The sequence below is a fragment of the Nocardiopsis mangrovi genome (assembly GCF_042653925.1).
Classification (GTDB): domain Bacteria; phylum Actinomycetota; class Actinomycetes; order Streptosporangiales; family Streptosporangiaceae; genus Nocardiopsis_B; species Nocardiopsis_B mangrovi.
Genome location: NZ_JBHSFQ010000018.1, coordinates 122,030 through 146,217 on the forward strand (window position 1 = coordinate 122,030; position 24,188 = coordinate 146,217).

The 24,188-nt window shown below is 73.6% G+C and carries 20 protein-coding genes; 19 read left to right on the top strand and 1 reads right to left on the bottom strand.

Annotated features, from left to right (window positions below; translation table 11 throughout):
* The 17 genes from folE to ACFO4E_RS18615 all read left to right on the top strand — a co-directional run bounded on the left by folE (nucleotide 1) and on the right by ACFO4E_RS18615 (nucleotide 19,077).
* Nucleotides 1-621, top strand: a complete 621-nt coding sequence (gene folE / locus ACFO4E_RS18535; RefSeq protein WP_378576522.1) for a GTP cyclohydrolase I FolE — start codon at nucleotides 1-3, stop codon at nucleotides 619-621.
* A 174-nt stretch (nucleotides 622-795) separates the two neighbouring features.
* A complete protein-coding gene (gene folP / locus ACFO4E_RS18540; protein ID WP_465263134.1) occupies nucleotides 796-1,701 on the top strand; it encodes a dihydropteroate synthase in 906 nt (301 codons plus the stop codon).
* Nucleotides 1,698-2,141 (top strand): nuclear transport factor 2 family protein, encoded by a 444-nt coding sequence (locus ACFO4E_RS18545; protein WP_378576486.1) that lies wholly within the window; start codon nucleotides 1,698-1,700, stop codon nucleotides 2,139-2,141. Before folP ends, ACFO4E_RS18545 begins: the two co-directional genes overlap by 4 nt.
* A 2-nt stretch (nucleotides 2,142-2,143) precedes the next feature.
* Nucleotides 2,144-2,551, top strand: a complete 408-nt coding sequence (gene folB / locus ACFO4E_RS18550; protein WP_378576488.1) for a dihydroneopterin aldolase — start codon at nucleotides 2,144-2,146, stop codon at nucleotides 2,549-2,551.
* Nucleotides 2,552-2,610: 59 nt separating this feature from the next.
* Nucleotides 2,611-3,081 carry a 2-amino-4-hydroxy-6-hydroxymethyldihydropteridine diphosphokinase gene (folK, locus tag ACFO4E_RS18555; RefSeq protein ID WP_378576526.1) on the top strand — a complete coding sequence of 157 codons (471 nt, stop codon included), beginning with the start codon at nucleotides 2,611-2,613 and terminating at the stop codon, nucleotides 3,079-3,081.
* 21 nt (nucleotides 3,082-3,102) lie between these two features.
* The gene (locus ACFO4E_RS18560) at nucleotides 3,103-3,600 is read left to right on the top strand and encodes a DUF3180 domain-containing protein (RefSeq protein ID WP_378576489.1); all 498 of its coding nucleotides are present in this window, start codon (nucleotides 3,103-3,105) and stop codon (nucleotides 3,598-3,600) included.
* A 730-nt stretch (nucleotides 3,601-4,330) separates the two neighbouring features.
* Complete coding sequence (locus tag ACFO4E_RS18565; protein WP_378576491.1) at nucleotides 4,331-5,182, top strand: PH domain-containing protein; 852 nt, start codon at nucleotides 4,331-4,333, stop codon at nucleotides 5,180-5,182.
* A 3,082-nt stretch (nucleotides 5,183-8,264) separates the two neighbouring features.
* On the top strand, nucleotides 8,265-9,515 hold the full coding sequence (locus ACFO4E_RS18570) for a PH domain-containing protein (RefSeq protein ID WP_378576493.1): 1,251 nt from the start codon (nucleotides 8,265-8,267) through the stop codon (nucleotides 9,513-9,515).
* Between the two features lie 307 nt (nucleotides 9,516-9,822).
* On the top strand, nucleotides 9,823-10,092 hold the full coding sequence (locus tag ACFO4E_RS18575; RefSeq protein ID WP_378576494.1) for a chaplin family protein: 270 nt from the start codon (nucleotides 9,823-9,825) through the stop codon (nucleotides 10,090-10,092).
* Between the two features lie 184 nt (nucleotides 10,093-10,276).
* Nucleotides 10,277-10,504 carry a hypothetical protein gene (locus tag ACFO4E_RS18580; RefSeq protein ID WP_378576496.1) on the top strand — a complete coding sequence of 76 codons (228 nt, stop codon included), beginning with the start codon at nucleotides 10,277-10,279 and terminating at the stop codon, nucleotides 10,502-10,504.
* A 139-nt stretch (nucleotides 10,505-10,643) separates the two neighbouring features.
* Nucleotides 10,644-11,534 (top strand): Rossmann-like and DUF2520 domain-containing protein, encoded by an 891-nt coding sequence (locus tag ACFO4E_RS18585; RefSeq protein ID WP_378576498.1) that lies wholly within the window; start codon nucleotides 10,644-10,646, stop codon nucleotides 11,532-11,534.
* A 30-nt stretch (nucleotides 11,535-11,564) separates the two neighbouring features.
* A complete protein-coding gene (gene panC, locus ACFO4E_RS18590) occupies nucleotides 11,565-12,449 on the top strand; it encodes a pantoate--beta-alanine ligase (protein ID WP_378576499.1) in 885 nt (294 codons plus the stop codon).
* A gap of 37 nt (nucleotides 12,450-12,486) precedes the next feature.
* Entirely contained in the window at nucleotides 12,487-15,099 is a 2,613-nt protein-coding gene (locus ACFO4E_RS18595) for an L-aspartate oxidase (protein WP_378576501.1), read from the top strand.
* 39 nt (nucleotides 15,100-15,138) lie between these two features.
* Nucleotides 15,139-15,921, top strand: a complete 783-nt coding sequence (locus ACFO4E_RS18600; protein ID WP_378576503.1) for a type III pantothenate kinase — start codon at nucleotides 15,139-15,141, stop codon at nucleotides 15,919-15,921.
* Between the two features lie 57 nt (nucleotides 15,922-15,978).
* On the top strand, nucleotides 15,979-17,475 hold the full coding sequence (gene lysX, locus ACFO4E_RS18605) for a bifunctional lysylphosphatidylglycerol synthetase/lysine--tRNA ligase LysX (RefSeq protein WP_378576505.1): 1,497 nt from the start codon (nucleotides 15,979-15,981) through the stop codon (nucleotides 17,473-17,475).
* Between the two features lie 645 nt (nucleotides 17,476-18,120).
* Nucleotides 18,121-18,426: a LuxR C-terminal-related transcriptional regulator gene (locus ACFO4E_RS18610; protein WP_378576528.1), complete on the top strand. Its 306-nt coding sequence runs from the start codon at nucleotides 18,121-18,123 to the stop codon at nucleotides 18,424-18,426.
* Between the two features lie 108 nt (nucleotides 18,427-18,534).
* Nucleotides 18,535-19,077, top strand: coding sequence for an amino-acid N-acetyltransferase (locus tag ACFO4E_RS18615; RefSeq protein WP_378576507.1), 543 nt, complete (start codon nucleotides 18,535-18,537; stop codon nucleotides 19,075-19,077).
* A gap of 15 nt (nucleotides 19,078-19,092) precedes the next feature.
* Here the strand turns inward: ACFO4E_RS18615 and ACFO4E_RS18620 are convergent, their stop codons facing one another.
* Complete coding sequence (locus ACFO4E_RS18620; RefSeq protein ID WP_378576509.1) at nucleotides 19,093-22,311, bottom strand: UvrD-helicase domain-containing protein; 3,219 nt, start codon at nucleotides 22,309-22,311, stop codon at nucleotides 19,093-19,095.
* 601 nt (nucleotides 22,312-22,912) lie between these two features.
* On the opposite strand from ACFO4E_RS18620, the gene ACFO4E_RS18625 reads away from it, so the two are divergent.
* Nucleotides 22,913-23,188: a hypothetical protein gene (locus ACFO4E_RS18625; RefSeq protein ID WP_378576511.1), complete on the top strand. Its 276-nt coding sequence runs from the start codon at nucleotides 22,913-22,915 to the stop codon at nucleotides 23,186-23,188.
* 218 nt (nucleotides 23,189-23,406) lie between these two features.
* Nucleotides 23,407-23,742 carry a histone-like nucleoid-structuring protein Lsr2 gene (locus tag ACFO4E_RS18630; RefSeq protein ID WP_378576512.1) on the top strand — a complete coding sequence of 112 codons (336 nt, stop codon included), beginning with the start codon at nucleotides 23,407-23,409 and terminating at the stop codon, nucleotides 23,740-23,742.
* The last annotated feature ends 446 nt before the right edge of the window (nucleotides 23,743-24,188 follow it).

The following is a 24,188-nucleotide window of genomic DNA, read 5'->3' on the forward strand; positions in this document are numbered from 1 at the left end:
ATGTTCGGGGGTGAGGAGGACGACATCCCGCTGGTGGCGACCGCCGGCGGCAGGGTCGACCAGCAGCGCATCGCGCAGGCCGTCCGCGAGATCCTGATCGCCATCGGCGAGGACCCGGACCGCGACGGCCTGCGCGACACCCCCGCGCGCGTCGCGCGCGCCTACGAGGAGCAGTTCGCGGGGCTGCGGCAGGACCCGGGCGACGTCCTGACCACGGTGTTCGAGGCCGGCCACGAGGAGATGGTGCTGGTCAAGGACATCGAGCTGTACTCCACCTGCGAGCACCACCTCGTGCCCTTCTACGGCAGCGCCCACATCGGCTACATCCCCAACGCCAACGGCCAGATCACCGGGCTGTCGAAGCTGGCGCGGCTGGTCGACGTGTTCGCGCGCCGTCCCCAGGTGCAGGAGCGGCTCACCACCGAGGTCGCCGACGCCGTCATGAAGTACCTCGAACCGCGCGGCGTGATCGTGGTGGTCGAGGCCGAGCACCTGTGCATGACCATGCGCGGCGTCCGCAAACCCGGCGCCAAGACCGTCACCTCGGCGGTGCGCGGCGACTTCCGCAACCGCGACCGCACCCGGGCCGAGGCCATGAGCCTCATCCTGGCCCGCGACTGACACCCGGGCGGTCCGGGGTACCCCGGACCGCCCGGCACCCGCTGCCCGCCGCACGCGCCGTGCGGCGGGCAGCGGCGTATCCGCACGTCCCGCCGGTCCCCGCGACCCGGCGGCACGACACAGGACGCGCGGGCGGCGCGGCTGCCGCGCCGCCGCGTCTCGTAGGGTGAGGACATGGCGTCGACGAACAAGCTTCCAGGACTTCCCGATCGCGGGCGGTGCCTGGTCATGGGGGTCGTCAATGTCACCCCGGATTCCTTCTCCGACGGTGGCAGCTGGTTCGACCCCGAGAAGGCCATCGAGCACGGCCTCCGGCTGGCCGATGACGGCGCCGACATCATCGACGTGGGCGGCGAGTCCACCCGGCCCGGCGCCCAGCGCGTCTCCAGCGCCGAGGAGCTGCGCAGGGTCGGCCCGGTGGTCCGCGAACTCGCCCGCCAGGGCATCGCCGTCAGCGTCGACACCATGCGCGCCGAGGTCGCCGCGCACGCGGTCGACGCCGGGGCGCTGCTGGTCAACGACGTCAGCGGAGGGCTCGCCGACCCCGCGATGGCCCGGCTCGTGGCCAAGTCCGGCGTCGCCTACGTGCTCATGCACTGGCGCGGGCATAGTCATGACATGCAGAACCGAGCGGTCTACGCCGACGTCGTCACCGAGGTGCGCGACGAACTGGAGGACCGCATGGACGTGATGGTCGGCGAAGGCGTCGATCCCGGCCAGATCGTCCTGGACCCCGGCCTGGGGTTCGCCAAGCGCCCGGAGCAGGGCCACAACTGGGCCCTACTCGCACACCTCGACCGATTCGACGAATTGGGGCGTCCACTCTTGATAGCAGGCTCCCGCAAGCGGTTCCTCGGGCGGCTGCTCGCCGGCCCCGACGGCACATCCCGCGAATTCACGGAATGCGATGACGCGACCGTCGCCCTCACCACGCTCGCGGCCGACCGCGGCGCGTGGTGCGTGCGCGTCCACGACGTCCGGCCCAACGCCGACGCGGTCCGCGTCGCGGCCGCCTGGCGCAGCGGAGGCGCCGGCCTCCGCAACGGCCGCGCCGACCTCGTCGGCCGGGGTGGCCGGTGAAGTCCCGGCAGGAGGTCATGGAGCGCGTGGCCGAGGCCAACGCGCAGTTCTACGGGGCCATCGAGAACGGCGACATCGACCTGATGCGCCGGGTCTGGGCCGAGGAGGACGAGGCCCCCGACCTGGTCTGCGTCAACCCCGGGTGGCCTCTGCTGCGCGGGCGCGCCGAGATCATGCGCGCCTGGGCGCTGATCATGGCCAACGTGCCCTACATCCAGTACGTGCTGACCGACACCCACATCGGGGTGAGCGGCGACGTCGCCATGGTCACGTGCGAGGAGAACGTGCTGACCGCCGAGGACGACAACCCCGGCTTCGTCGCGGGCGGCCAGGTCGTGACCACCAACATGTTCGTGCACACCGCCCAGGGGTGGCGGCTGTGGTCGCACCACGCCTCACCGGTGCTGCTCGACGAGGACGACGACGGGGACGAGGACTGACGGTGGCAGACCAGCCGGACCGCCCGGGTGCGCAGGATCCGCCCGGGCCGCTGGACCGGATCGCCGTGCGCGGGCTGCGGGCCCGCGGCCACCACGGCGTGCTCGAGGCGGAGCGCCGCGAAGGGCAGGAGTTCATCGTCGACGCCGTGCTCGGCGTCGACACCCGCGAGGCCGCGCGCACCGACGACCTCGGCCTGACCGTGCACTACGGAGAGGTCAGCGACCGGCTGGTCGAGGTCGTTCGGGGGGAGCCCGTGAACCTCATCGAGACCCTGGCGGAGCGCCTGGCCGCCGTCTGCCTGGCGGAGCCCCGGGTGCGCGAGGCCGAGGTCACCGTGCACAAGCCCAACGCCCCGATCGCCCAGGAGTTCTCCGACGTGACGGTCACCATCGTGCGGAGGCGCCCGTGACCTCCGTCGACACGCCGCCCGACGCCCCCGAACGGGTCGTGCTCTCACTGGGCGGGAACATGGGCGACCGCAGGGCGATCCTCCAGGGGGCCGTCGACGCGCTGTTCGACGCCCCCGGGCTGGAGCCGGTGGCGCTGTCGCCGGTCTATGAGACCGCCCCGGTGGGCGGACCCGAGCAGGGGCCGTTCCTCAACGTGGTGCTGCTCGCCGACACCGAACTGCCGCCCATCGAGCTGCTGGAACGGGTGCAGAGCGTCGAGGAGGCGTTCGAGCGGGTCCGCGAGGCCCGCTGGGGGCCGCGCACGCTGGACGTCGACATCGTCGCCTACGGAAGCCGGCGCGGCGGCGACCCCGATCTCACCCTGCCGCACCCGCGCGCCCACGAGCGCGCGTTCGTGCTCCGCCCCTGGGCCGACACCGACCCCGATGCGGTCCTGCCCGGCCACGGCGCAGTGGCCGACCTGCTCGCCGGCGTCGCCGGCCAGGAGATCCGGCGGCGCGACGACCTCGCCCTCCAACCGCCGCTCTGACCCGACCACGCAAAGGACCGCATGGACGACAACCAGCACGAAGGAAGCGTGCGGCCGACGGGCTGGCGGCTGCCGCTGGGCATCATCGTGGTGGGCGCGGTGATCGCCTACGTGGCGGTCGACCGCGCCTACGGGTCCTTCCCGCTGGTGCCGTGGACGGCGATCCCCACTCTGTCGCTGCTGGCGGTGGGCGAGGGCATCACGGCCTGGCACACCCGCCGCCGCATCCGGCGGGCCACCGGCACCACGCCGATCGACCCGCTCAGCGCCGCCCGGCTGCTGGCGCTGGCCAAGGCCAGCGCGCTGTTCGGTGCCGTGTCGGTCGGCGTGTTCGGCGGCGCGGCGCTGGCCCTGCTCGACCGGCTGAACGCCGCCGCCGCGCGCGCCGACGCCATCACCTGCGCGGGCACCCTGGCGGCGGGCGGCCTGCTCCTCGCCGCCGCCCTCCTCCTGGAGCACGCCTGCCGGGTGCCGCCGGAGGACGAGGAGCCGCCGCCGGGCCGGAGACCGGCCGCCTGACGCGGGGACCCCGTCGGATCGGCGACCGGTGGCCTGGAGGCAGGGGCCCGTCGCCGGAACGGGGACCGGTGGCCTGAACCGGACACACGTGACGCCGCGCCGCCCGCGAACGCCCGTCCTGCGGTGGGCCGGGCCGGCGCGGCCACCCGTGTGACCTGGACGTTCCGTGCTCTCGGAGTGAAGGGGCGCGGCGCCGCGGCGGTTCGCGATCGTCCGATACCCGGTTCCTGTGGCCCCGCTCCACCGGGCGGGAGGATGATTGACTGGAATCGTGGAAATTGCCGCGTCCGACACACCAGCTTCGGGAGCCGCGCCTATGTCCATCGACACATTGGTCACGCCAGTCGCCGAGTACCCCTCCGCGCCGAACGAGGACCCGCCACGACCACGGCGGGTGCGCCTCGTCCCCCTTGGCCCCGCCGATCTTCTCGACCTTATGGATTCCGCGGGTCCCTTCACGGACACCCCCGCGACGGCCGTGGCCGGCCTCACACCGGCCGGTGCCCCAAGGCGTGCGGCGCGCGGCGGGTTCGACCCGCTCGGCCCCACCGATCCGGGGGATCCGGCCGCCCCTTCCAACCCCATCGTCCCCCGCGTCCCGGTCGAACCCGCCGAACCCGTCGAGCCCGGCCCGGCCGCCCCCGCGGAACCCCGAGGATCCGCGGCGGATCGGCGGGCGGCTCGCGTGGCATGACTCCGCGGAGGGGCGAAGGGATGATTGACTGGAATCGTGGAGTTTGCCGCGTCTGACCCAACAGCTCCGGGAACCGCCCCCGGTGACGACTCCGGAACCGCGTCCGGATCCGACGAGGGCATGGTCACCGCGCCCGCTGGGGAACACCCCCCGGCGGGCGACAGCGGCGAGCCCGGACCGCGCGGCCCCGTGATCGCGCCCGCCGACGACGGCGCCCCGCGCGATCCCGGCGGATCCCGCTTCGGAGCCGACCCGGCGAACAGCGGCGGGTCGGGCTTGGGCGCCGATCCCGCGGATGGCGGCGGGCCGGGCCTCGGAGCCGATCCCGCGGACAGCGGTGAACCGGGCCTCGCGGCCCGGCCCGGGGACGGCGGGCAGACCGCCGTCTCCCCCGACACCGTCGCCGCGGCGTTCGCCGCGCCCGCCGGCACCGAGTGGAACCGCGTCTCGCCGATGCTCGCCCTGTACCGCCGGCTGATCCTGCTCGCCGCGCTGGTCCCGGTGGCCGCCCTCGGCGCCGGAGTCCTGTGGATGTGGTCATGGGTCCTGGCCGTCGCGTGGGTGGTGCTGGCGGTGGCCGCCGGCGCCGGCGGGTGGCCCGCGGCGTCCACGGTGTGGCGCTCCTGGGGCTACGCCGAGGGGCGCACCGACTTCTACCTGACGTACGGCGTCGTCGTCCGCCAACTGGTCGTCATCCCCTACGGCCGGATGCAGGTGGTGGACGTCACGTCGAACCTGCTGGAACAGGCGCTGGGGATGGCCACGGTCCGCGTGCGTACGGCGGCCACCACCGCCGACACCCGCATCCCGGGACTCCGGCTCGACGACGCCGTCGTGCTGCGCGACCGCCTGGCGGCGCGCAGCGAGACCTTCTCGACGGGGCTCTGAGCCTGTGAGCGACGCCAACGACGACGCGCCCGGCGGCGCACCGGACCCGGGCGGCACCGAACGGGCCGCCGGAGCCGCGCCCGGCCCCGGCCGGAAGAAGCGGCGCTGGTTCGGCGCCGAGCCGGCGCGCGACACGGCGCCATCCGGGGCCCGCCCAGAGGACGCACCGCCATCGGACGACGGCGCTTCCGCCTTGGCCGACGACACCGCGCCGGACGATGGTGCCGCGCCGGACACCGGCGCGTCCCCAGGGGGCGGCGCGTCTCCGGGAGGCGGCGCGCGCGTTCCGGGCGGCGACACGGCCACTCCGGACACGGACCCGGCGTCCTCCATCCCGAACGGCGTCACCGACGGCGGATCCGCCGGTGACGCCGACGGGTGGCTGTTCGATGCCGACGATGCCCCCGAACCCGGCCGCCTCCCGCCCCTGCGCCCGGTCACGGGCCCTACCGACGCCTACAGCACGGACCAGGTCGCACCGCCACCGGTCGACGACCGCCCCTACTACCGCTCCTCCGCCGCGACCGCGGGCACCGAGGATCCCGACGCGGTCCGGGCCGGCGCCGCGGCGGGTACCGGAAGCGACGCCGCATCCGGTACCGGGCCGGCGCGGGAGCCGGACGGGGCCACGGCCGCGGCGGGGAACGGCCGCGGCGGGGACGCGTCCCCCCCACCGCTGTGGCCGCACATGAGCCTGCCCGGCGACCGGACCGCCGCACGCCGCCGCGGAGGCCGGGCCGCACCCGACGACGCACGCCGGGCCCCCACCGCCGCCGAGCCCGCCCCGGACGCCGAGGACGACGACTTCGCGAGTGGCGTGTCATGGGTCGGCTTCGCCGAGGACGCGGTCCCGTCCGCTGCCGGCCGCGACGAGGCACCGGTTCCCGGGACCGGCACGGGGCCGGAAGCGCCACCGGTGCGAGGCCGGTCGTCCGGGTCCGCGCGCGATGACGGCGGACCATCCGCCCCCGGCCCTTCGCGGGCCGGAGTTGATCGCGGCCCGGGGACGTCCGGCGGTGCCGCACCGGCTGAGGACACCCCAGGCAGTGGTTCCGACGCGTCGGAGCCGGCGACCGCGAAGGCCGCCGGGGCCCGAGCCGGGCAGGACGAGCCGGAGACGGTCGCGGCCGGCGCGGTTTCGGAGCGTGTAGCGGGGCCGGACGTGTCCGATGCCCCTCAGGACGACCGGGCACCGGCGGCGGACGATTTCTTCGGCGGGCTGTCGTGGGAGGCCCCGGAGGACGACGGGTCGTCTCGCTCCGTGCGTGACGAGGATGACCCGCCCCGCACGAATCACACGCGCGCCGACAGCGGCGAGGGGGACCCGGGTAGGGCTCCGTCGGCCGGTAGCGGTGCGGAGGGCACGCCGGATGGGCCGGCCGGGGCCGGGGCGGTTTCCCGGGCGGTCTCCTCGCCGGGCGTGTTCGGTGTCTCTGGTGATGGCTCGCCGCAGGAGGCCGACGGGTTCTACGGCGGGGTGTCGTGGGAGGCCCCGGAGGACGACGGTGCGTCCGGTTCTTCGCGCGATGGCGATGACCCCTTCCCCGCGGATCCGTTGCGGGCCGGGGACGGTCGCGGGTCGGCGATAACCGGTGGTGCCTCGCAGATCGGGAGTGCTCCCTCCGCCAGTGGTGTGGGGGCCGCCGGCGCCGGATCGCCGGATGCCGGCCCGCTGTGGACCGAGGTCGACGCGACCGGGACCCTCGCAGGAGGGGCCGCCGTAGCCGCCCGAGGCGGGGCGGCATCCGAGCCGGACCCGGGCGGCGACGACGGCCTGGGCGAGGGGTGGTCCTCACACGGCCCCGAGGAGCACGCCAACGGCCTGTCCGGCGGCTCGTGGTCCTCCGATACTCCTCGCTTCGCTCCGGCCGTCGAGGGGTCTTCTGAGGCTCCGAGGTCGCACGGCCACCATGCGACCCAGGGACCCCTTGGGGCCGGCCGCCCGTATGCCGCTCCGCGGCCGACCGCGGAGACGTCCTCTCACGGTCCGGCCGCCGACGGCCAGGCCGCCTTCCAGGGGCCTCAGGGCCCCGTTTCGATCGGCCGCGGGAACGGTGCTCCGCCCTCCGCCTACCCCTCGGCTCCGGCCGGGCCGACGGCCGCTTTCGCCCGTCCTCCGGCGTCGGCGGCACCGGCGGGCGGTCCGGCGGTGCCACCCGGGTACCAGGGGTCGCTCCCCGGCGAACAGGACGGCACCCGGGCGTTCGCCCGGCCCCAGCCGGCGCAGAACACGGTCCAGGCTCAGCGGACGCAGGGCTTCCCCGGATCGCAGGTGTCCGCGCGGCCCGAGCAGACGCGGGGTGGGCCCGGGCCCCAGGAGTCGCAGGCGTTCGCCCCTGCCCCGCAGACGATCGGCCTTCCGCCGTCGCACCCGACGCAGGGGTTCCAGCACCAGCAGCCCCACCCGACGCAGACCTTCGCCGGGCCTCCGCAGGGTGAGGCGTACGGCCGGCCCTGGCCGGCCGGCCCTGATCACCCGGGGTCCCACGGGGCCTCCGGGCCGCACGGCCATGGAACCGGGGGATACCCGGGCCACGGCGGCGCGGTCCCCGGGCCGCCGTACGGGGATGGCCGGGCGGGGCCGCCGACGACCGGTGCCTTCGGCCAAGGGGCGCAGCCGGCGCAGGCCACGGGGCCCTACGCGCCGCAGCAGACGTTCGGCGGCGCCGCGCAGCAGACCTTCGGTGCCGCCCGGCGGCCGCACCCGCATGCGTATCCCGTGCCGCCCGCCGCCGGATACCCGGGTGGATCCGGCCAGGCCGGTGGACCGGGGCACTCCGGCTACAACGGCCAGGCCGGCGGTCCCGGTCATCCCGGCGACCCCGCGTACCCCGGTGGTCCGGGATACCCCGGCGGTCCCGGGTACCCCGGCCATCCAGGCGGTCCCGGGCACCCGGGACAGCCCGGGTACCCCGGGCAGCCCGGCGGGGGTTCCGGTCAGGGGGCGCACGTGCGGTTCCTGCCGCCGACGCCGCCGGCGGCCGTGTCCGCTCCGTATCCCGCCGCGCCGCCACCGCCCCCGCCTCCGGCGCGGCCGGTCCCCGATGTCACGCGCGGGGCCCACCGCACGCACTGGGCGACGGTGCCGTTCCAGGTCGTGCTGGTCACCGTCGTGTTCCTGGCGATGCCCGGCCCCCTGCTCATCGGGTTCGGCCTCGGCTGGATGACGATGCTCACCATCGCCGTGGCGTGCGGCTCCACCGCCTACGCCCTGCTCTCGTGGTGGCACTCGTCCTTCGGCCTGCGCGAAGACCACCTGGTCGTGCACACCGGCCTGGTGCGGCGGGTGTCGCGGGAGATCCCGCTCAGCCGCCTCCAGGCGGTCGACGTCGTCCGCCCGCTGCTGATGCAGGTGCTGGGCCTGGCCGAGCTGCGCGTGGAGCTGGCCGGGGGCGACTCCAGCGAGATCCGCCTGCGCTACCTCGGCCGGGGGACGGCCGAACGCCTCCGGGCGTCGCTGCTGGCCCACGCCGCCGGGCTGTCGGGCAAGACCCCCGAAGCACCCGAATGGCCGTTCTACCGGCTGCCATTCGGCCTGCTCCTGGGCGCGCTGGCCTTCCGGCTTCCGGTGCTCGGCGCGTTCATGCTCTTCCTGATGCTGATCGCCGGCGGCATCGCGGTCGGCGAACTCGGCGTCCTCGGCGGGGCGGTCCCGCTGCTGCTGGGTCTGATGCGCGGCTTCCTCGGCCCGCTGATGCGCTACACGGACTTCTACGCCTCCCTGTCGCCCGACGGCCTGCGGCTGCGGTACGGCGCCTTCGCGGCGCGGATGCAGACCGTGCCGCCCGGCAGGGTGCAGGCCGTGCGCCTCGTCGAGCCGCTGCTGTGGCGCTCGCTGGGGGTGGTGCGCGTCGAGGCCAACGTCGCCGGCTACGTCGGCGAGCGCCAGATGGACTCCTCGGTCCTGCTGCCGGTGGTCCCGCGCCACCTCGCCTTCGCCCTGGTGGACGAGCTCTTCCCGGGGACCTCGGCGGCGGGGGTGCCGCTGCACCCGGCGGCGCGCGGCCACACGAGCGGCGACGCGCTGGGGGTCGACGGCAAGCTGTTCGTGGCCCGGCGCGGGCTGTTCTGCCGGATCATCGAGATCGTCCCGCACGCCCGCGCGCAGAGCATCCGGATGACCGCCGGGCCGCTGGCGCGGCGGCGCGGCGTCGCGACGGTCGACGCCGACACCCCGCCCGGTCCGATCCGGGCGCGTGCGGTGGGCCGCGACCTCGCCGAGGCCCGGCGGGTCGTCGACGGCATCGCCCGTTACGGGCACGAGGCGCGCAGCTCCAGCGCCGGACCCGAGCGCTGGGCCACGCGCAGTGAGGCGGCCGGGCGGCAGGGGTGAGCCCCGGTTCGGCCGCTTGCGCGCGGCTTCTCCCGCTCTGCCCCACGACGCACGCATAGACACGCCTGTGTGGCGTGCGTCACCGCTTGTGGCGGTAGGGGGGTGTGTTGATTGCGGAATGTCCGACATGCCACCCCGTTCGGGGCGGTGAAGATTTTCTCCCCTTATTCACTTTCGCAAAATCCACGTTCCGGGCCGTCCCCGTGTGGCTAGATAGTGTGCGAACACGTTGCGTGTTTACTTTGATACGCACAGGAATATCGCGCCGGTCGGTGCCACCGGCCGGACCTTCATGAGGGGATTCGCAGTGCTGAAGAACGTTCTCGCCGCCGGTGCCGTCGCAGCCGCCTTCGCAGGGGCACTTCTCGCGGGCACGCCCGCCTACGCCGCCGACGACGTGTCCACCTCGGGCAACGGCAGCCTCCTCGGGGGCAACCAGCTCGTCGCCGACCTGGACATCCCGATCAACCTCTGCGGCAACGCGATCGCGGTCCTCGGCAACGCCGGGGCCAGCTGCGACCACTCCGGCGCGGCGGTCATCGAGGACATCCACGTCGGCGGTCACGGCCGCCACTGATCCGGATCGTCCGCAGATCCGGTCACCCGCGCCTTCGGGGCGCGGACCGAGCGTGATGCGGGCCGGTGCCGCCTGCCCTGGGGGCGGCGCCGGCCCTTCCGCGTATCCGGGGCGAGCGACCCGCCGCCCGTCGAGACATCAGCCAGGCCGGACGGCGCCCGTCCGGCGAACGCAAGGAGGCCCAGTGCCCGAGAAGTACTCCGTCGCAGGAGCCGTAGCCGCCGCCGTCATCGGCGTCCTGATCGCGGTCGGCCCCGCCTCGGCCGACGAGACCGCGCCGGAGGCGGAGCCGGCGACCGAGGTCGAGAACGACATCGACAACGGCGCGGCGTCCGGCGGCGGGCCGGCGCTGGCCGGCAACGACTTCGGCGACAAGGTGATCTTCGGCCCCGTGTTCGTCTTCGACCGCTGACGCCCGCGGCCGGCCCGCTCCCCCAGTTCGGCGACCCGCCGGGCACCCGGCGTCCGCGCTGCTCAGCAACGGACAGTAAGCTGGCGGCCGGACGTCCGGTACCCCGGTGCGGGCTGGAACGTGGGCGGAACGAGGTGCGATGGAGACAACGGAAGTCACCCGGCGCCCGGCGCGGCTCGCCATCGGCGTGATCGGCCCCGGCCGGGTCGGATCGGTCCTCGGCGCCGCCCTCGAACGCGCGGGCCACCGGGTCGTCGCCGCCGCGGCCGTCTCCGACGCCTCCCGCGAGCGGGTGGCCGAGCGGCTGCCCCACGCCACCCTCCTCGAACCCGCCGACGTGGTCGAGGCCGTCGACCTCGTCCTGCTCACCGTCCCCGACGACGCCCTGGCCCCCCTCGTGCGCGGCCTGGTCGACACCGGCACCCCGGTCGCCGGGACCTTCCTCGCCCACACCAGCGGCAGCCACGGCCACGGCGTCCTCGCGCCCGCCACCGCGGCCGGGGCGCTGCCCCTCGCCCTGCACCCGGTCATGACCTTCACCGGCCGCGACGAGGACCTGGACCGCCTCACCAACGCCTCCTTCGGCGTCACCGCACCCGACGTGCTGCGCCCCATCGCCGAGGCCCTGGTGGTGGAGATGGGCGCCGAGCCCGTGTGGATCGCCGAGGAGCACCGGACCCTCTACCACGCGGCGCTCGCCGGAGGGGCCAACCACATGGTCACCCTGGTCGCCGAGAGCGCCGCCCTGCTCACCCGGGCCGGCGTCGACGACCCGGGCCGGATGCTCGCCCCTCTGCTGGGCGCCGCCTTGGACAACGCGCTGCGGCTCGGCATGGACGGCCTCAGCGGACCCGTTCTGCGCGGCGACACCGAGACCGTCGCCGGGCACATCGCCGAACTGCGCGCGCACTCCCCGGAGAGCGTCCCCGCCTATGTGGCGCTGGCCCGGCTGACCGCCGACCGCGCCCTTGCGGCGGGGCTGCTCAAGCCGCACGACGCCGAACGCCTGCTGGACGTCCTCCAGGCGTGAGCCGCTTCCCCATCGACGGAGGACACCCCCATGACCCATCAGGCCCCCGCTTCGGCGACCCCCGCGCCCAGTGACCCGATCGTGGTCCGCACGCCGGAGGAGCTGGCCCGGCTGCGCCCCGGCCTGGGCCGCCTCGCCCTCGTGCCGACCATGGGCGCGCTGCACATCGGGCACCGCGCGCTCATCGCCGCGGCGCGCGAGCAGGCCGACGCCGTTGCGGTCAGCATCTTCGTGAACCCGCTCCAGTTCGGGCCGAACGAGGACTTCGACCGCTATCCCCGACCGTTGGCCGCCGACCTCGCCGTCTGCGCCGAGGAGGGCGTCGACGTCGTCTACGCGCCCGCGGTCGAGACCATGTACCCGGGTCGGCAGATGGTGACCGTCCACCCCGGCCGCATGGGCGACGTCCTCGAAGGCGAGTTCCGCCCCGGCTTCTTCGACGGCGTCCTCACCGTCGTCGGCAAGCTGTTCCATATGGTCCGCCCCGATCTCGCGTTCTTCGGCCAGAAGGACGCCCAGCAGCTCGCGGTCGTCCGCCGGATGGTGCGCGACCTGGGCATGGGCGTCGCGATCGTGGGCGTGCCCACGGTGCGCGACCCCGACGGCCTGGCCACCTCCAGCCGCAACGCCTACCTGTCGGCCAAGGAGCGCGAGAGCGCCCTCGCGCTGTCCCGGGCGCTGCTCGCCGGCGCCGACGCGTCGGTCACCGGCCCGATCGGCATCCTCAGCGCCGCGCGCGCCGTGCTCGACGCGGCGGCCGACGAGGCGCCGCCGGTCGAGGTGGACTACCTGGCCCTCGTCGACGCCCAGTCCTTCTCCGAGGTCCCCGGCGACTTCCGGGGCGATGCCGTGCTCGTGGTGGCCGCGCGTGTGGGAGCGACCAGGCTGATTGATAACGTGCCGCTCACGCTGTGATCCCCAGCGGACCCACCTGGAACAGGGAGTAACCACGGTGAGCGCCACCACGTCGTCGCCCCTACCGCTCCGGCTCACCGCCCCCGAGCCCGGCTGGACGACCGAAGCCGACGTCGTGATCGTCGGGTCGGGCGTCGCCGGGCTCAGCACCGCGCTGGACTACGTCGCCCGCGTGCCCGGAGGGCGGGCCGTCATCGTCACCAAGGACGTGCTCTCCACCGGCTCCACCCGGTGGGCGCAGGGCGGCGTGGCCGCCGCGCTGGGGCCGGCCGACCGCCCGGTCGCGCACATGATCGACACCCTCACCGCGGGCGACGGCGCCTGCGACCCCCGTTCCGTGCACGTGCTGGCCACCGAGGGCCCCGGCGCGGTGCGCCGGCTCGTCGCCGCGGGCGCCCGGTTCGACCTCGACCCCGCCGGCGAACTCGCGCTGACCCGCGAGGGCGGGCACCGCGCCGACCGCATCGCCCACGCCGGCGGCGACGCCACCGGGGCCGAGATCGAGCGGGCCCTGATCGCAGCCGTCGAGGCCCAGCCGCGCATCGAGGTCATCGAGCACGCCCTCGCCCTCGACGCCCTGCTCACCCCCGTCGCCCCCGGCGCGCCGCGCGGCCGGGTCCGCGGCGTCACCCTGCACGTGATGGGCGAGGGGCGGCGCGACGGCGTGGGCGCCGTGCTCGCGCCGTCCGTGGTCATCGCCACCGGCGGTATCGGCCAGATCTTCGCCGCCACCACCAACCCGCCGGTCTCCACCGGCGACGGGGTCGCGCTCGCGCTGCGCGCCGGTGCCGAGGCGCAGGACCTGGAGTTCGTCCAGTTCCACCCCACCGTGCTCTGGCTGGGCGCCGACTCCCGCGGCCAGCAGCCCCTGGTGTCGGAGGCGGTGCGCGGCGAGGGCGCCTTCCTGGTCGACACCGAGGGCCGCCGGTTCATGCGGGGCGAACACGAGCTCGCCGACCTCGCGCCGCGCGACATCGTGACGCGCGCCATCTCCCGCGCCATGGCCGACACCGGCGCCGGCCACGTGCTGCTGGACGCGCGCCACTTCGGGGCCGAGAAGTGGGAGAGACGGTTCCCCACCATCCTGGCCTCCTGCCGCGCCCACGGCATCGACCCGGTGACGCGGCCGATCCCGGTCGTGCCCGCCGCGCACTACGCCTCCGGCGGCATCCGCACCGATCTGGACGGCGCGACGTCGGTGCCCGGGCTCTACGCGGTGGGCGAGGCCGCCTGCACCGGTGTGCACGGCGCCAACCGGCTCGCGTCCAACTCGCTGCTGGAGGGACTGGTCTTCGCCGGCCGCATCGCCCGCGCCCTGGCCGGGCGGCCCACCGCCACCGGGGCGTCGGCGGCCGGCTCCGCCCTCGTCCGGCCGCACGGGCTCGCCGACCCCGCTACGGCGGGCGAACTGCGCGCGGCGATGTCGCGGCACGTGGGCGTCGTGCGCGACGGCGCGGGCCTGGCCGCCGCCCGCGCCGCGCTGGACCGGATCGCCGCCGCGTCCGCCGCGCCCGGGGCCGCCGAGCCGGGGATCGCCGCGTGGGAGGCCACCAACCTGCTCACCGTCGCCGCCTTCGTGGCCGCCCACGCCGAGGCCCGGCGCGAGAGCCGCGGCGCACACTGGCGGTCCGACCACCCCGGGCACGCCCCCGGGGGGCACGCGGGCGCTGTGGGCGTGCTGGACCCCGAGGGGCGGGTCACCGTGCTCCCGCGCCCGGCCGCGCCCGTCGTCCGGCCGCCCGAGCACATCTCCGCCGAGCTGGCGGCGTCGGTCCCCGAGGCCAACGAGCCCACCCCGGACGACTCCGGCCTGGGCACGCTCGGCCTCGTGCGCACCGCCCTCGACGAGGACCTCCGCCACGGGGCCGGCGTCGACGTCACGACCGTGGCCACCATCCCCGCAGGCCAGCTGAGCACGGCCGACGTCGTCGCCCGCGCCGATGGCACCGCCGCCGGCCTGGCGGTCGCCGAGCTCGTGTTCTGGACCGTCGCCGGCGGCGCGGTCGAGGTGGAGCGCCGCGTCGCCGACGGCGACCGGGTGCGCCGCGGCGATGTGCTGATGACCGTCACCGCGCGCACGCGCGACCTGCTCACCGCCGAGCGCACGGCGCTGAACCTGCTCACCCACCTCTCCGGCATCGCCACCGCCACCGCGCGATGGGTGGCGGCGGTCGAGGGCACCGGGGCGCGGATCCGCGACAGCCGCAAGACCCACCCGGGCCTGCGCGCGCTGGAGAAGTACGCCGTGCGCTGCGGGGGCGGGGTCAACCACCGCTACGGCCTCGCCGACGCCGCGCTGATCAAGGACAACCACGTCCTGGCCGCCGGCGGCGTCGCCGAAGCCGTCCGCGCCGTCCAGCGCGCCTACCCGGGGCTGCCGCTGGAGGTCGAGGTCGACCGGATCGACCAGATCGAGCCGGCGCTCAAGGCCGGCGCCCAGGAGATCCTGCTCGACAACTTCACAGTGGCCGACCTGCGGCGGGCCGTGGCCCTCGTCGCGGGCCGCGCCCGGCTGGAGTCCAGCGGCGGGCTGACGCTGGCGGTCGCGTCCGAAGTGGCCGCGACCGGGGTGGACTATCTTGCGGTGGGTGCCCTGACCCACTCCAGTCCGGCACTGGACATCGCGCTCGATCTGCGCGAGACCCACTGAACCCAGCCGACCCCCACGACCCCGGATGATGAGGCCCACATGCTGCTCGCGATCGATGTCGGTAACTCCCACACGGTCCTCGGCCTCTTCGACGGCGAGGACCTGACGGAGCACTGGCGCGTATCGACCGAGGCGCGCCGCACCGCCGACGAATGGGCGGTGGTGCTCCAGGGGCTCATCGGCGGCAGCGCCCTGATGCGCTCCGGCGACATCGACGGCATCGCCATGTGCTGCTCGGTGCCGACCGTCCAGCACGAGATGCGCGAGATGTTCCGCCGGCACTTCGGCGACGTGCCGGCGGTCATCGTCGAGCCGGGCGTGAAGACCGGCATCCCGGTGCGCATGGACAACCCCAAGGAGGTCGGCAGCGACCGGATCATCAACGCCCTGGCCGCCGTGGAGCTCTACGGCGGCCCGTGCGTGGTGGTCGACTTCGGCACCGCCACCACCTTCGACGCCGTGAGCGTCAAGGGCGAGTACGTGGGCGGCGCCATCGCGCCGGGCATCGACATCTCGGTGGAGGCCCTGTCGCGCCGCGGCGCCCAGCTGCACATGGTCGAGATCGTCAAGCCGCGCGCGGTCATCGCCAAGAACACCACCGAGGCGCTGCGCTCGGGGATCGTCTTCGGCTTCGCGGGCCAGGTCGACGGCATCGTGGACCGGATGGCCCAGGACCTCACCGCCGACGTCGACTCCGTCACGGTGGTGGCCACCGGCGGGCTCGCCCCCCTGGTGGTCGACGAGTGCGAGACCGTCGACGTCCACGAGCCGTGGCTCACGCTGATCGGCCTGCGGCTGGTGTACCAGCGCAACGTGGGCTGAGCGGGGCGGTCCCGCCTGCGGTCCGGCCGAGGCGGCGGCGCCGATAGGATCGATGCCGTGAGTGATGTGCTGGACGATTCCTACGATGACCTGCCCGAGCAGATGCGCATCCGGCGCGAGAAGCTGGACCGGCTGCGCGGCGAAGGGGCCGACCCCTTCCCCGTCGGGTTCCCGCGGACCACCGGTATCGGGGACGTCCGGGAGAAATTCGGGGACCTCGGCCCCGACTCCGCCACAGGGGAGCGGGTGGGGATCGCCGGCCGCGTCATGCTCTACCGCACGGGCGGCAAGCTGTGCTTCGCCACCCTGCGCGACCCCTCCGGCGACCTCCAGGTCATGCTGTCGCTCGACCGGCTCGGCGCCGACTCGCTGGCCGCGTGGAAGTCCGACGTCGATCTGGGCGACCACGTGGGCGTCGAGGGCGAGGTGATCACGTCGCGGCGCGGTGAGCTGTCGGTCATGGTCGACTCCTGGGCCCTCACCGCCAAGTGCCTGCGCCCCCTGCCCGACAAGCACAAGGGCCTCACCGACCCCGAGGCGCGGGTGCGCCGGCGCTACGTGGACCTCATCGTCAACCCCGAGTCCCGCGACATGGTGCGGCGCCGCGCCGCGGCCGTCCGCTCCCTGCGCGACGGCCTGATGGACCGCGGCTTCATCGAGGTCGAGACCCCGATGCTCCAGCAGGTGCACGGCGGCGCCACCGCGCGCCCGTTCACCACCCACATCAACGCCTACGACCTCGGGCTGTACCTGCGCATCGCCCCCGAGCTGTACCTGAAGCGGCTCGTGGTGGGCGGGGTCGAGCGGGTCTTCGAGATCAACCGGAACTTCCGCAACGAGGGCGCCGACTCCACGCACAACCCCGAGTTCACGATGCTGGAGTTCTACCAGGCCTATGCCGATTACAACGTCGTGGCCGACACCACCCGCGAGCTGATCCAGTCGGCGGCCCGCGCGGTGTTCGGCTCCACCGTGGTCGAGCGCGACGGCCGCGAGTTCGACCTGGGCGGGGAGTGGCCGCAGGTCCCCCTGTACGGGGTCGTGTCGGAGGCGCTGGGGACCGAGGTCACCCCGCGCACCCCGCTGGAGGACGTCCGCAAGCTCGCCGATTCCCGCGAGATCGAGTGGAGCCCCGACTGGGGCCAGGGCAAGCTGGTGGAGCACCTGTTCGAGGAGCTGGTCGAGCACACCCTCGAACAGCCCACCTTCGTGCGGGACTTCCCGGTCGAGACCAGCCCGCTGACCCGGCAGCACCGCGACGACCCCCTGCTCACCGAGAAGTGGGACCTGATCGGGTTCGGCATGGAGCTGGGCACCGGGTACTCGGAGCTGGTCGACCCGGTCGAGCAGCGGCGCCGGCTCACCGAGCAGTCGCTGCTGGCCGCCGGCGGCGACCCCGAGGCGATGCAGCTCGACGAGGACTTTTTGCGGGCCCTCGAATACGGCATGCCGCCCACGGGCGGAGTGGGGGTCGGAATCGACCGGCTGCTCATGGGCTTCACCGGCCGCAATATCCGCGACACCGTGCTGTTTCCGCTGGTCAAGCCCGAATAGCGGGCATCACCGCCCCCGCCGGAATCGATGGCGGGGGCGGCATTGCGCGGGTGCATTTGCGCGCGTTGTCGGATCGTGATGTTTGACACCCTCATGAAGGCCCAGGCCAGCAGCACTGTCTACATGGTCACTTTCTGAATACTGTTGGGATCCTCCGAGCGGCTCCGCCGCGGCCGTAGCGTAGATTATTTTCGCAGGTCAATGCCGGAATTGAAGATTCCTGCATTCCCAGGTCATGACCGATAATGATCACATGGTCACGCTCTGTGCTCATAACGACCTTGACGACCTGTTCGCATCCGCTTAGCGTTTCGAAACGAGCGGAGAAATCCGCGTGTTTGCCGTAGTGGATCTACATGACGGTGAGTGAGAATGGCTGAACACTGCTTCGGCGGCTTCTTTCATTCTTTGCCGTGCACGCCCCCGCAGGATCTGTCCGTCCCAGATCTCAGCGTGAGGGTCCGTGGATTCCCGCAGGCGCCGCGCACCCGCCTCTGTGCCAGGGAGGCTTCTGCGCCGGTGGTCGGCGGCCGGTCCCGGAGAAAACCCAGGCGTCCATGTCAAGAGGTTCGTCCCTCTGCTCGACCGAGGTCACTGCGGCGACGAGTTGTTGTTCCGCACTCACCACGGATGAGGGAGGACGGAGTGGAACAGGCCACACTCGTACGTCGTACCGTGAAGGACCCCAGTGTCCCGCTGCTGCGGGAGAGCATGGTGCCGGCCCCCGCACCTGCCCACGATTCTGGACCGACCCTTCCGGTCAACTTGACCGACGATGAACTCCAGCTGCTGGCGGAAATCGCCACCGGCGTGACCACGGACGTCGCCGCGCGGCGTCTGGAGCTGAGCGCGCGCACCCTGCGCCGCCGGCTGCGTGCCATCTGCGACCAACTCGGGGTCAACACCCCCATAGAGGCGGTCGTATGGGCCGCGCGAAAGCAGCTCATCTGACGGACCCCCGGCCGGTCCCGGCCGTCCCGCCAGGGTAGGGAGGCCCGGGCGGGACAAGGGGACGCCGGAGTCCCGCGCATGGCGGCCAACGAGTAATCTGAGGCGGTCATGCATCCCCAGCAGGTCACCGTCCGCCGAGCGCGGACCCGAGACGTCGTTCATATCCGCCGACTCATGGACACGTTCAGCCAAGAGCGGCGCGTGCTCGCCAAGAGCACCGTCAACCTCTACGAGGACGTCCAGGAGTTCTGCGTGGCCGAAGCCGGCGATGGCGAGCAGCGCACCATCGTCGGCTGCGGCGCGCTCCACGTCCTGTGGGAGGACCTCGCCGAGGTCCGCACCGTCGCCGTCGACCGCAGCGCGCAGGGCCACGGGGTCGGCCACCGGATCGTCGGGGCGCTCCTGGACCGCGCCCGCGAACTGGGCGTGCGCCGGGTCTTCTGCCTGACGTTCGAGACCGGCTTCTTCGGCCGGCACGGCTTCGAGCCCATCCAGGGCACCCCGGTCTCACCCCGCGTCTACGAGGAGCTGCTGCGCTCCTACGACGAAGGCGTGGCCGAGTTCCTCGGCCTCGAACGCGTCAAGCCCAACACCCTCGGCAACACCCGGATGCTCGTGTACCTCAACGCCCCCGGCGTCCCCCGGCACTGAGCCGGACCGGCCGCGTCAGATCAGCCGGAGCTGGCGGTCCCTCGGCCGCCTGCGCGTCGCGGTCTCCTCGTCGACCGCCATGGTCAGAACGTCGTCGATGGCCGACAGGAACGCCGACGGCACGGTGTCGGCCGCCCCGCCGCCCCGCCGGGTGCGGCGCCGCGCCCGCGACAGGTACAGGCGCCGCTGGGCGCGGGTCAGCCCGACGAAGAACAGCCGCCGCTCCTCCGCGTCGCCGGCCGGGTCGCCGGTCCCGGGCGCCGTACCCGGCAGCCGGAACGGCAGCAGGCCGTCGTCGCAGCCGATGAGGAACACCACGGGGTACTCCAGGCCCTTGGCCGCGTGCAGCGTGAGCAGCGCGACCCGGTCGGCGCGCGGGTCCAGCGCGTCGACCTCGGCGCCCAGCGCGAGGGCGGACAGGAACGCCTCCAGGTCGGCGCCGCACCGGCCCGCCGGCGGCAGCATCAGCTCGCCGGCCGTGCGCAGGTCGGTCACCAGCGCGGTGTCGTCGGCGTGCCGCTCGCACAGCAGGGCGACCGCGGCGCGCACGCGCTCGGTCAGCGCCCCGCCGGGGTGGCGGGCCAGTTCGCCGGCGACCAGCCGCACGGCCGGCCGCGCCAGCAGCCGGTCGTGCGAGCGTTTCTGGAAGGGGATGCCCGCGGTGTTGAACGCGCTGATGACCGCCTCGCTCTGGGCATCGGTGCGGTAGAGCACGCAGATGTCGCCGAAGGACAGGCCGCCGTCGCCGTCGCCGGTCACCCGCCCGCTGTCGAGCGAGTGGTGGGACGTGCCGCCCAGCAGCCGGTCGATGGCGCGGGCCACGAACGACGCCTCGGCGCGCTCGTCGGCGGCCACGTGCACCCCGATCCGCGGCGGGTCGGCGAAGTCGCCGACCGCCCGCAGCTCCCGGCCGGGCACCAGCGACGCCGGCGCGATGGCCTGGGTCGCCGCGGTGACGATGGTGGCGTTGGAGCGGTAGTTGCGGGTGAGCCGCACCGTCACCGCACCGGGGTGGTCCTCGGTGAACCGCAGGAAGAACCCGACTTCGGCGCCGCGGAACCCGTAGATGGCCTGGTCGGGGTCGCCGATGGCGGTGATGTTGCCGGTGTCGCCCGCCAGCAGCCGCAGCAGCGCGTACTGGGTGCCGTCGATGTCCTGGTACTCGTCGACGCTGATCCAGCGCCAGCGGTCGCGGTAGGCCGCCGCGAGCGCGGGGTCGTCGCGCAGCAGCCGCACGGGCAGCGCCACCAGGTCGGTGAAGTCCACCAGGTCGAGTTCGCGCAGCCGCCGCCGGTAGGCGTCCTCCTCGGCCGAGGGCTCCGCATCGGCCGCGCCGTCGAGGCGCGCCAGGAGCCGGCGCCCCTCGCGCTCACCTCCGGCGACGCCGGCGGCGATCTCCAGCTGCCGGGCGGCGTCGGCGATGCCGAAGCCCGCCGACAGGCCGATCCGCTCGTAGCGCTCGCGCAGGATGAGCAGGCCCAGGCCGTGGAAGGTGGTGACGGTGAGCTCGCGGGCGCGCTCGCCCAGCAGCGCGGTCAGCCGCTCGCCGAGCTCCTCGGCGGCGCGCCGGGTGAACGTGATCGCGAGCTGGTGGCGGGCCGGGACGTCGCGTTCGGACACCAGGTGCGCGATGCGGCGGGTGACGGTCCGGGTCTTGCCGGTTCCGGGCCCGGCGACGATGAGCAGCGGGCCGCCGGGGACCTCGGCCGCGGCCCGCTGCTCGGGGTCGAGGCCGTCGAGCAGGCCCGGGATCGGCCGCGGGCCGTCGTCGGCGGTGTCGGGGAACAGGGCGGGCGTGTCGCCGTTCTCCCGGGGGCCGTCCGCCGCGCCGCCGGCAGGGGGCTCAGGCGCGGGCTGAGGAGCGTCCGGGGGCTCCGGGGACGCGGGCGGAGCCGCTGCCGGAGCGGGGTCGCCGCCCTTGCCGGGTGCGGGCCGCAGCGGGACGGGGTCGTCGAAGAGCGTGGGCGCGGCGTGCGTGCCGGCGGCCAGTTCCTCGGGGGTGAACATCCGGATGGTGCCGTACTCGCCGTCATAGCCGCCGTTGCGGATGACCTCGCCCTTGCGCAGGCGCGTGATCGCCTCGCCGAAGAGCTCGCCGCCCGCCGCGCGGATGTCGTCGAGGGGCCGGGCGTGCAGGATGTCCAGTTCGGAGCCGAGCGCCGCCACCAGCCGCGCGACCTCGGCCTGGACACGCTTGCTCTTGGGGCCGAAGCCCAGGATCTCCCCGACGATCTCCGGGAGCGGCACCAGGTTCGTGAACCCGGCGGCGCCCGCGGGGCGGAACCCGGGGTCGCGGTCGGCCAGTTCGTGGACCCGGTGCGAGACCCCGACGGTGAGCGGCTTGGCGCAGACCGGGCAGCGCCCGCCGTGCGCGCGGGTCTCGGCGGGGTCGAAGCGGATCCCGCACTTGCGGTGCCCGTCGAGGTGGTACTTGCCCTCCTCGGGGAAGAACTCGACGGTGCCGCGGAACCCCTCGCGGGTCTCCAGCGCGCGGCGCACGGCGTAGTAGTCGAGGTCGGTGTCGAAACGCGTGGCCTCGCGGGCGAGCATGGGCGGCGAGTGCGCGTCGGAATTGCTGACCTGCGTGTAGGCGTCGAGCGACGACACGGTCCAGTTCATGTCGGGGTCGCTGGAGAGCCCGGTCTCGACGGCGAACACGTGGCCGGCGAGGTCGGCGTAGCAGTCGGCCACCGCGTCGAACCCGGACTTCGAGCCGAGGACGGCGAACCACGGGGTCCACACGTGCGCGGGAACGAGATAGGAGCCGGGGTCGCTGGAGAGCGTGATCTCCAGCAGGTCCCGTGAATCCAGGCCGAGGATCGGCCGGCCGTCGGAGGCGAGATTGCCGATCTTCGCCAAATCCGCCGTGATCGCCTCGGCCGCCTCCATCGACGGGGCGTAGAGCAAATGGTGCACCTTTCGGGTGCGTTCGCCCCGTTTATAGATGGTGGATATCTCCACCGAGAGCATGAACCGCGTTGGTTTCCGACACGCCGGCGGCAGGGTCCGCAGCACGCGGGCTTCGATTTCCGGCTTCAGCCGGAACAGGCCGGGCTCGGCCGGGACCAGATTGGACCGCAGCTCCTCGCGCCAGGCGGGGTGAGTGAAATCACCGGTGCCGACCAGGTCAATGCCCTTGCGCGCGGCCCACCAGGCGAGGTGCTCCAGGTCGCAATCCCTGCTGCACGCCCGTGAGTACTTGGAGTGAATATGCAGATCTGCGTGGAACTCCACGGCGACGGCCTCCGAATGCCCACGGTGACGGGGTGGTCGGGACTTTGGTCACTTACCCGGGCGCCCATACCCATGGGTCCGCCGCGTGTCCCGGTCCGAGTGCAGGATGCCACGATCCCACAACTGGCACGCACCCGGACGCATATGGCGCCCGGTGCGGAGGGGCTGATAGGGACGGGTAATCTACGGATTGCGGTTGGTAACTCGCCGGGACGCTTCTTCGGGCCGGCCGCCGAGAGGGGTGGGTGGTCCGAACGTCCGCCGACCGTGAAACCACGCCGGACCGGCCACGAAGCGTCGTCTTTTCCACTCCGATTCGGTTGCGGTCCCGCCGGGCTAACCGGCTTCACGTTGCCCGCGGGTGTGCCGTGCTCTCAACTCGACTGGACGGCGCGATTGCGGTTCCGCGAAAGCCGCGAGTCGCGCACCCGGGTCGGAACGGGTATGGAAGGTGTCTATGATGTCGGAGACCATGTTGATCTCTCCCGAGTCCGCGGCGGATCACGGCATGGCCGCCGGCTGATCGCGGACACTGGTCGGCAGCGCCCCTCTGTGGGGTAATTGCTGCATAAAGTAACAACAACGAAGGGGTGTGCCAGCGATGGGTGACGTTTTGTCGGCGCTGATCCCCCCCGCTGTTGTCGCGACGGTCTTCTGTACGTTCGTCATCAAGCTGCTCCGCAACGAGATGGCTCCGAGAACGTCGGACGGACGCCTGGTCAGCGAGGTCGACGACGCGGCAGGTCGCGAAGCGGCGGATGCGGGGGCGGCGCGCCCGGGAGTGGCCGAAGCCGTTACAGCGGAAGACGGGGCAAAGGGCGCGGAGGGATCTCCCGCGGAACTCCCCGGGGAAGGCACCCGTCCCGCCGGAGGCTAAGCGAGCGAATGCGGCCCGCCGCAGGGGTTAACGACTCCGGTCCCCCGAGGCAGGCGGCGGGGCCGTATCGCCTGCGGTGCTGCGCCTTTCCGCCATGCCACGAGCCCGGGATCGACGCGCATGCGGAATGCTGCTTGTGAGAATTGTAATTCTCGTTCTCTCCGGATAGCTTTATATTCAGGTGCCGCCGCACCGCTCTGCTGAAAGAGGATGTATCTATGGCGCAAAAGGTTCAGGTGCTTCTCGTCGACGATCTCGATGGCGGCGAGGCCGAGGAGACGGTTTCGTTCGGGGTCGACGGCGCCGCTTACGAAATCGACCTCAGCGGCAACAATGCCTCCAAGCTGCGTGATGCGCTCGCCCCGTTCGTCGAGGCCGCGCGCAAGGCGCCCGCCAAGGGCGGGCGCGGCAGCGCGCGGGCACAGCGCAACGCGCCCAGCCGCGAGCGCAGCGCAGAGATCCGCGCATGGGCGAAGGCCGCTGGCAAGCAGGTCAACGAGCGGGGTCGTATCCCGGCCGCGATCGTCGCCGAGTTCAAGGCCGCCCAGGGCTGAGCGTCGCTCGCCACCCGCCCGCACGCCTCAGTCCATGGCCCCGGTTCCCGGACGCGGGTGAGCGTGTTCGCTCAGAGCACATCACCGGCTGAATACACCGCACGGCCCGTGTGCCCTCATCACGAGGGACACGGGCCGTTCGCTTGCGGCGTAGTTGGAACACCGGCGGCCCGATTGGTAGTTGGATGAGGGTGAACGCCCTATCGTCGGGGAAAGTCTCATGCACGGATGGTCGGTGACGGCCGCGGTGCGGGTTCACCGGGCCGGCCGGGTGGCCGCCTGACCGGATGGACGGGTGCGGTACGCCTCTTGGGGGTCCCTCCCCGGGGGCTGGTTTGCGGAAAGTGGGGTTCGGGTTTTCCGTCCCTGTCTGACCGCTCTGTGAGGAGCGACGAGTCATGTTCGAGAGGTTCACCGATCGCGCGCGGCGCGTGGTTGTCCTGGCG

Excerpts from the sequence above, each read along its gene's own strand:
- ACFO4E_RS18625 (WP_378576511.1), top strand. The coding sequence starts at position 22,913 with ATGGGTGACGTTTTGTCGGCGCTGATCCCCCCCGCTGTTGTCGCGACG.
- folK (WP_378576526.1), top strand. The coding sequence starts at position 2,611 with ATGGGCGACCGCAGGGCGATCCTCCAGGGGGCCGTCGACGCGCTGTTC.
- ACFO4E_RS18630 (WP_378576512.1), top strand. The coding sequence starts at position 23,407 with ATGGCGCAAAAGGTTCAGGTGCTTCTCGTCGACGATCTCGATGGCGGC.
- folE (WP_378576522.1), top strand. The coding sequence starts at position 1 with ATGTTCGGGGGTGAGGAGGACGACATCCCGCTGGTGGCGACCGCCGGC.
- ACFO4E_RS18560 (WP_378576489.1), top strand. The coding sequence starts at position 3,103 with ATGGACGACAACCAGCACGAAGGAAGCGTGCGGCCGACGGGCTGGCGG.
- ACFO4E_RS18615 (WP_378576507.1), top strand. The coding sequence starts at position 18,535 with ATGCATCCCCAGCAGGTCACCGTCCGCCGAGCGCGGACCCGAGACGTC.
- ACFO4E_RS18585 (WP_378576498.1), top strand. The coding sequence starts at position 10,644 with ATGGAGACAACGGAAGTCACCCGGCGCCCGGCGCGGCTCGCCATCGGC.
- folP (WP_465263134.1), top strand. The coding sequence starts at position 796 with ATGGCGTCGACGAACAAGCTTCCAGGACTTCCCGATCGCGGGCGGTGC.
- ACFO4E_RS18600 (WP_378576503.1), top strand. The coding sequence starts at position 15,139 with ATGCTGCTCGCGATCGATGTCGGTAACTCCCACACGGTCCTCGGCCTC.
- panC (WP_378576499.1), top strand. The coding sequence starts at position 11,565 with ATGACCCATCAGGCCCCCGCTTCGGCGACCCCCGCGCCCAGTGACCCG.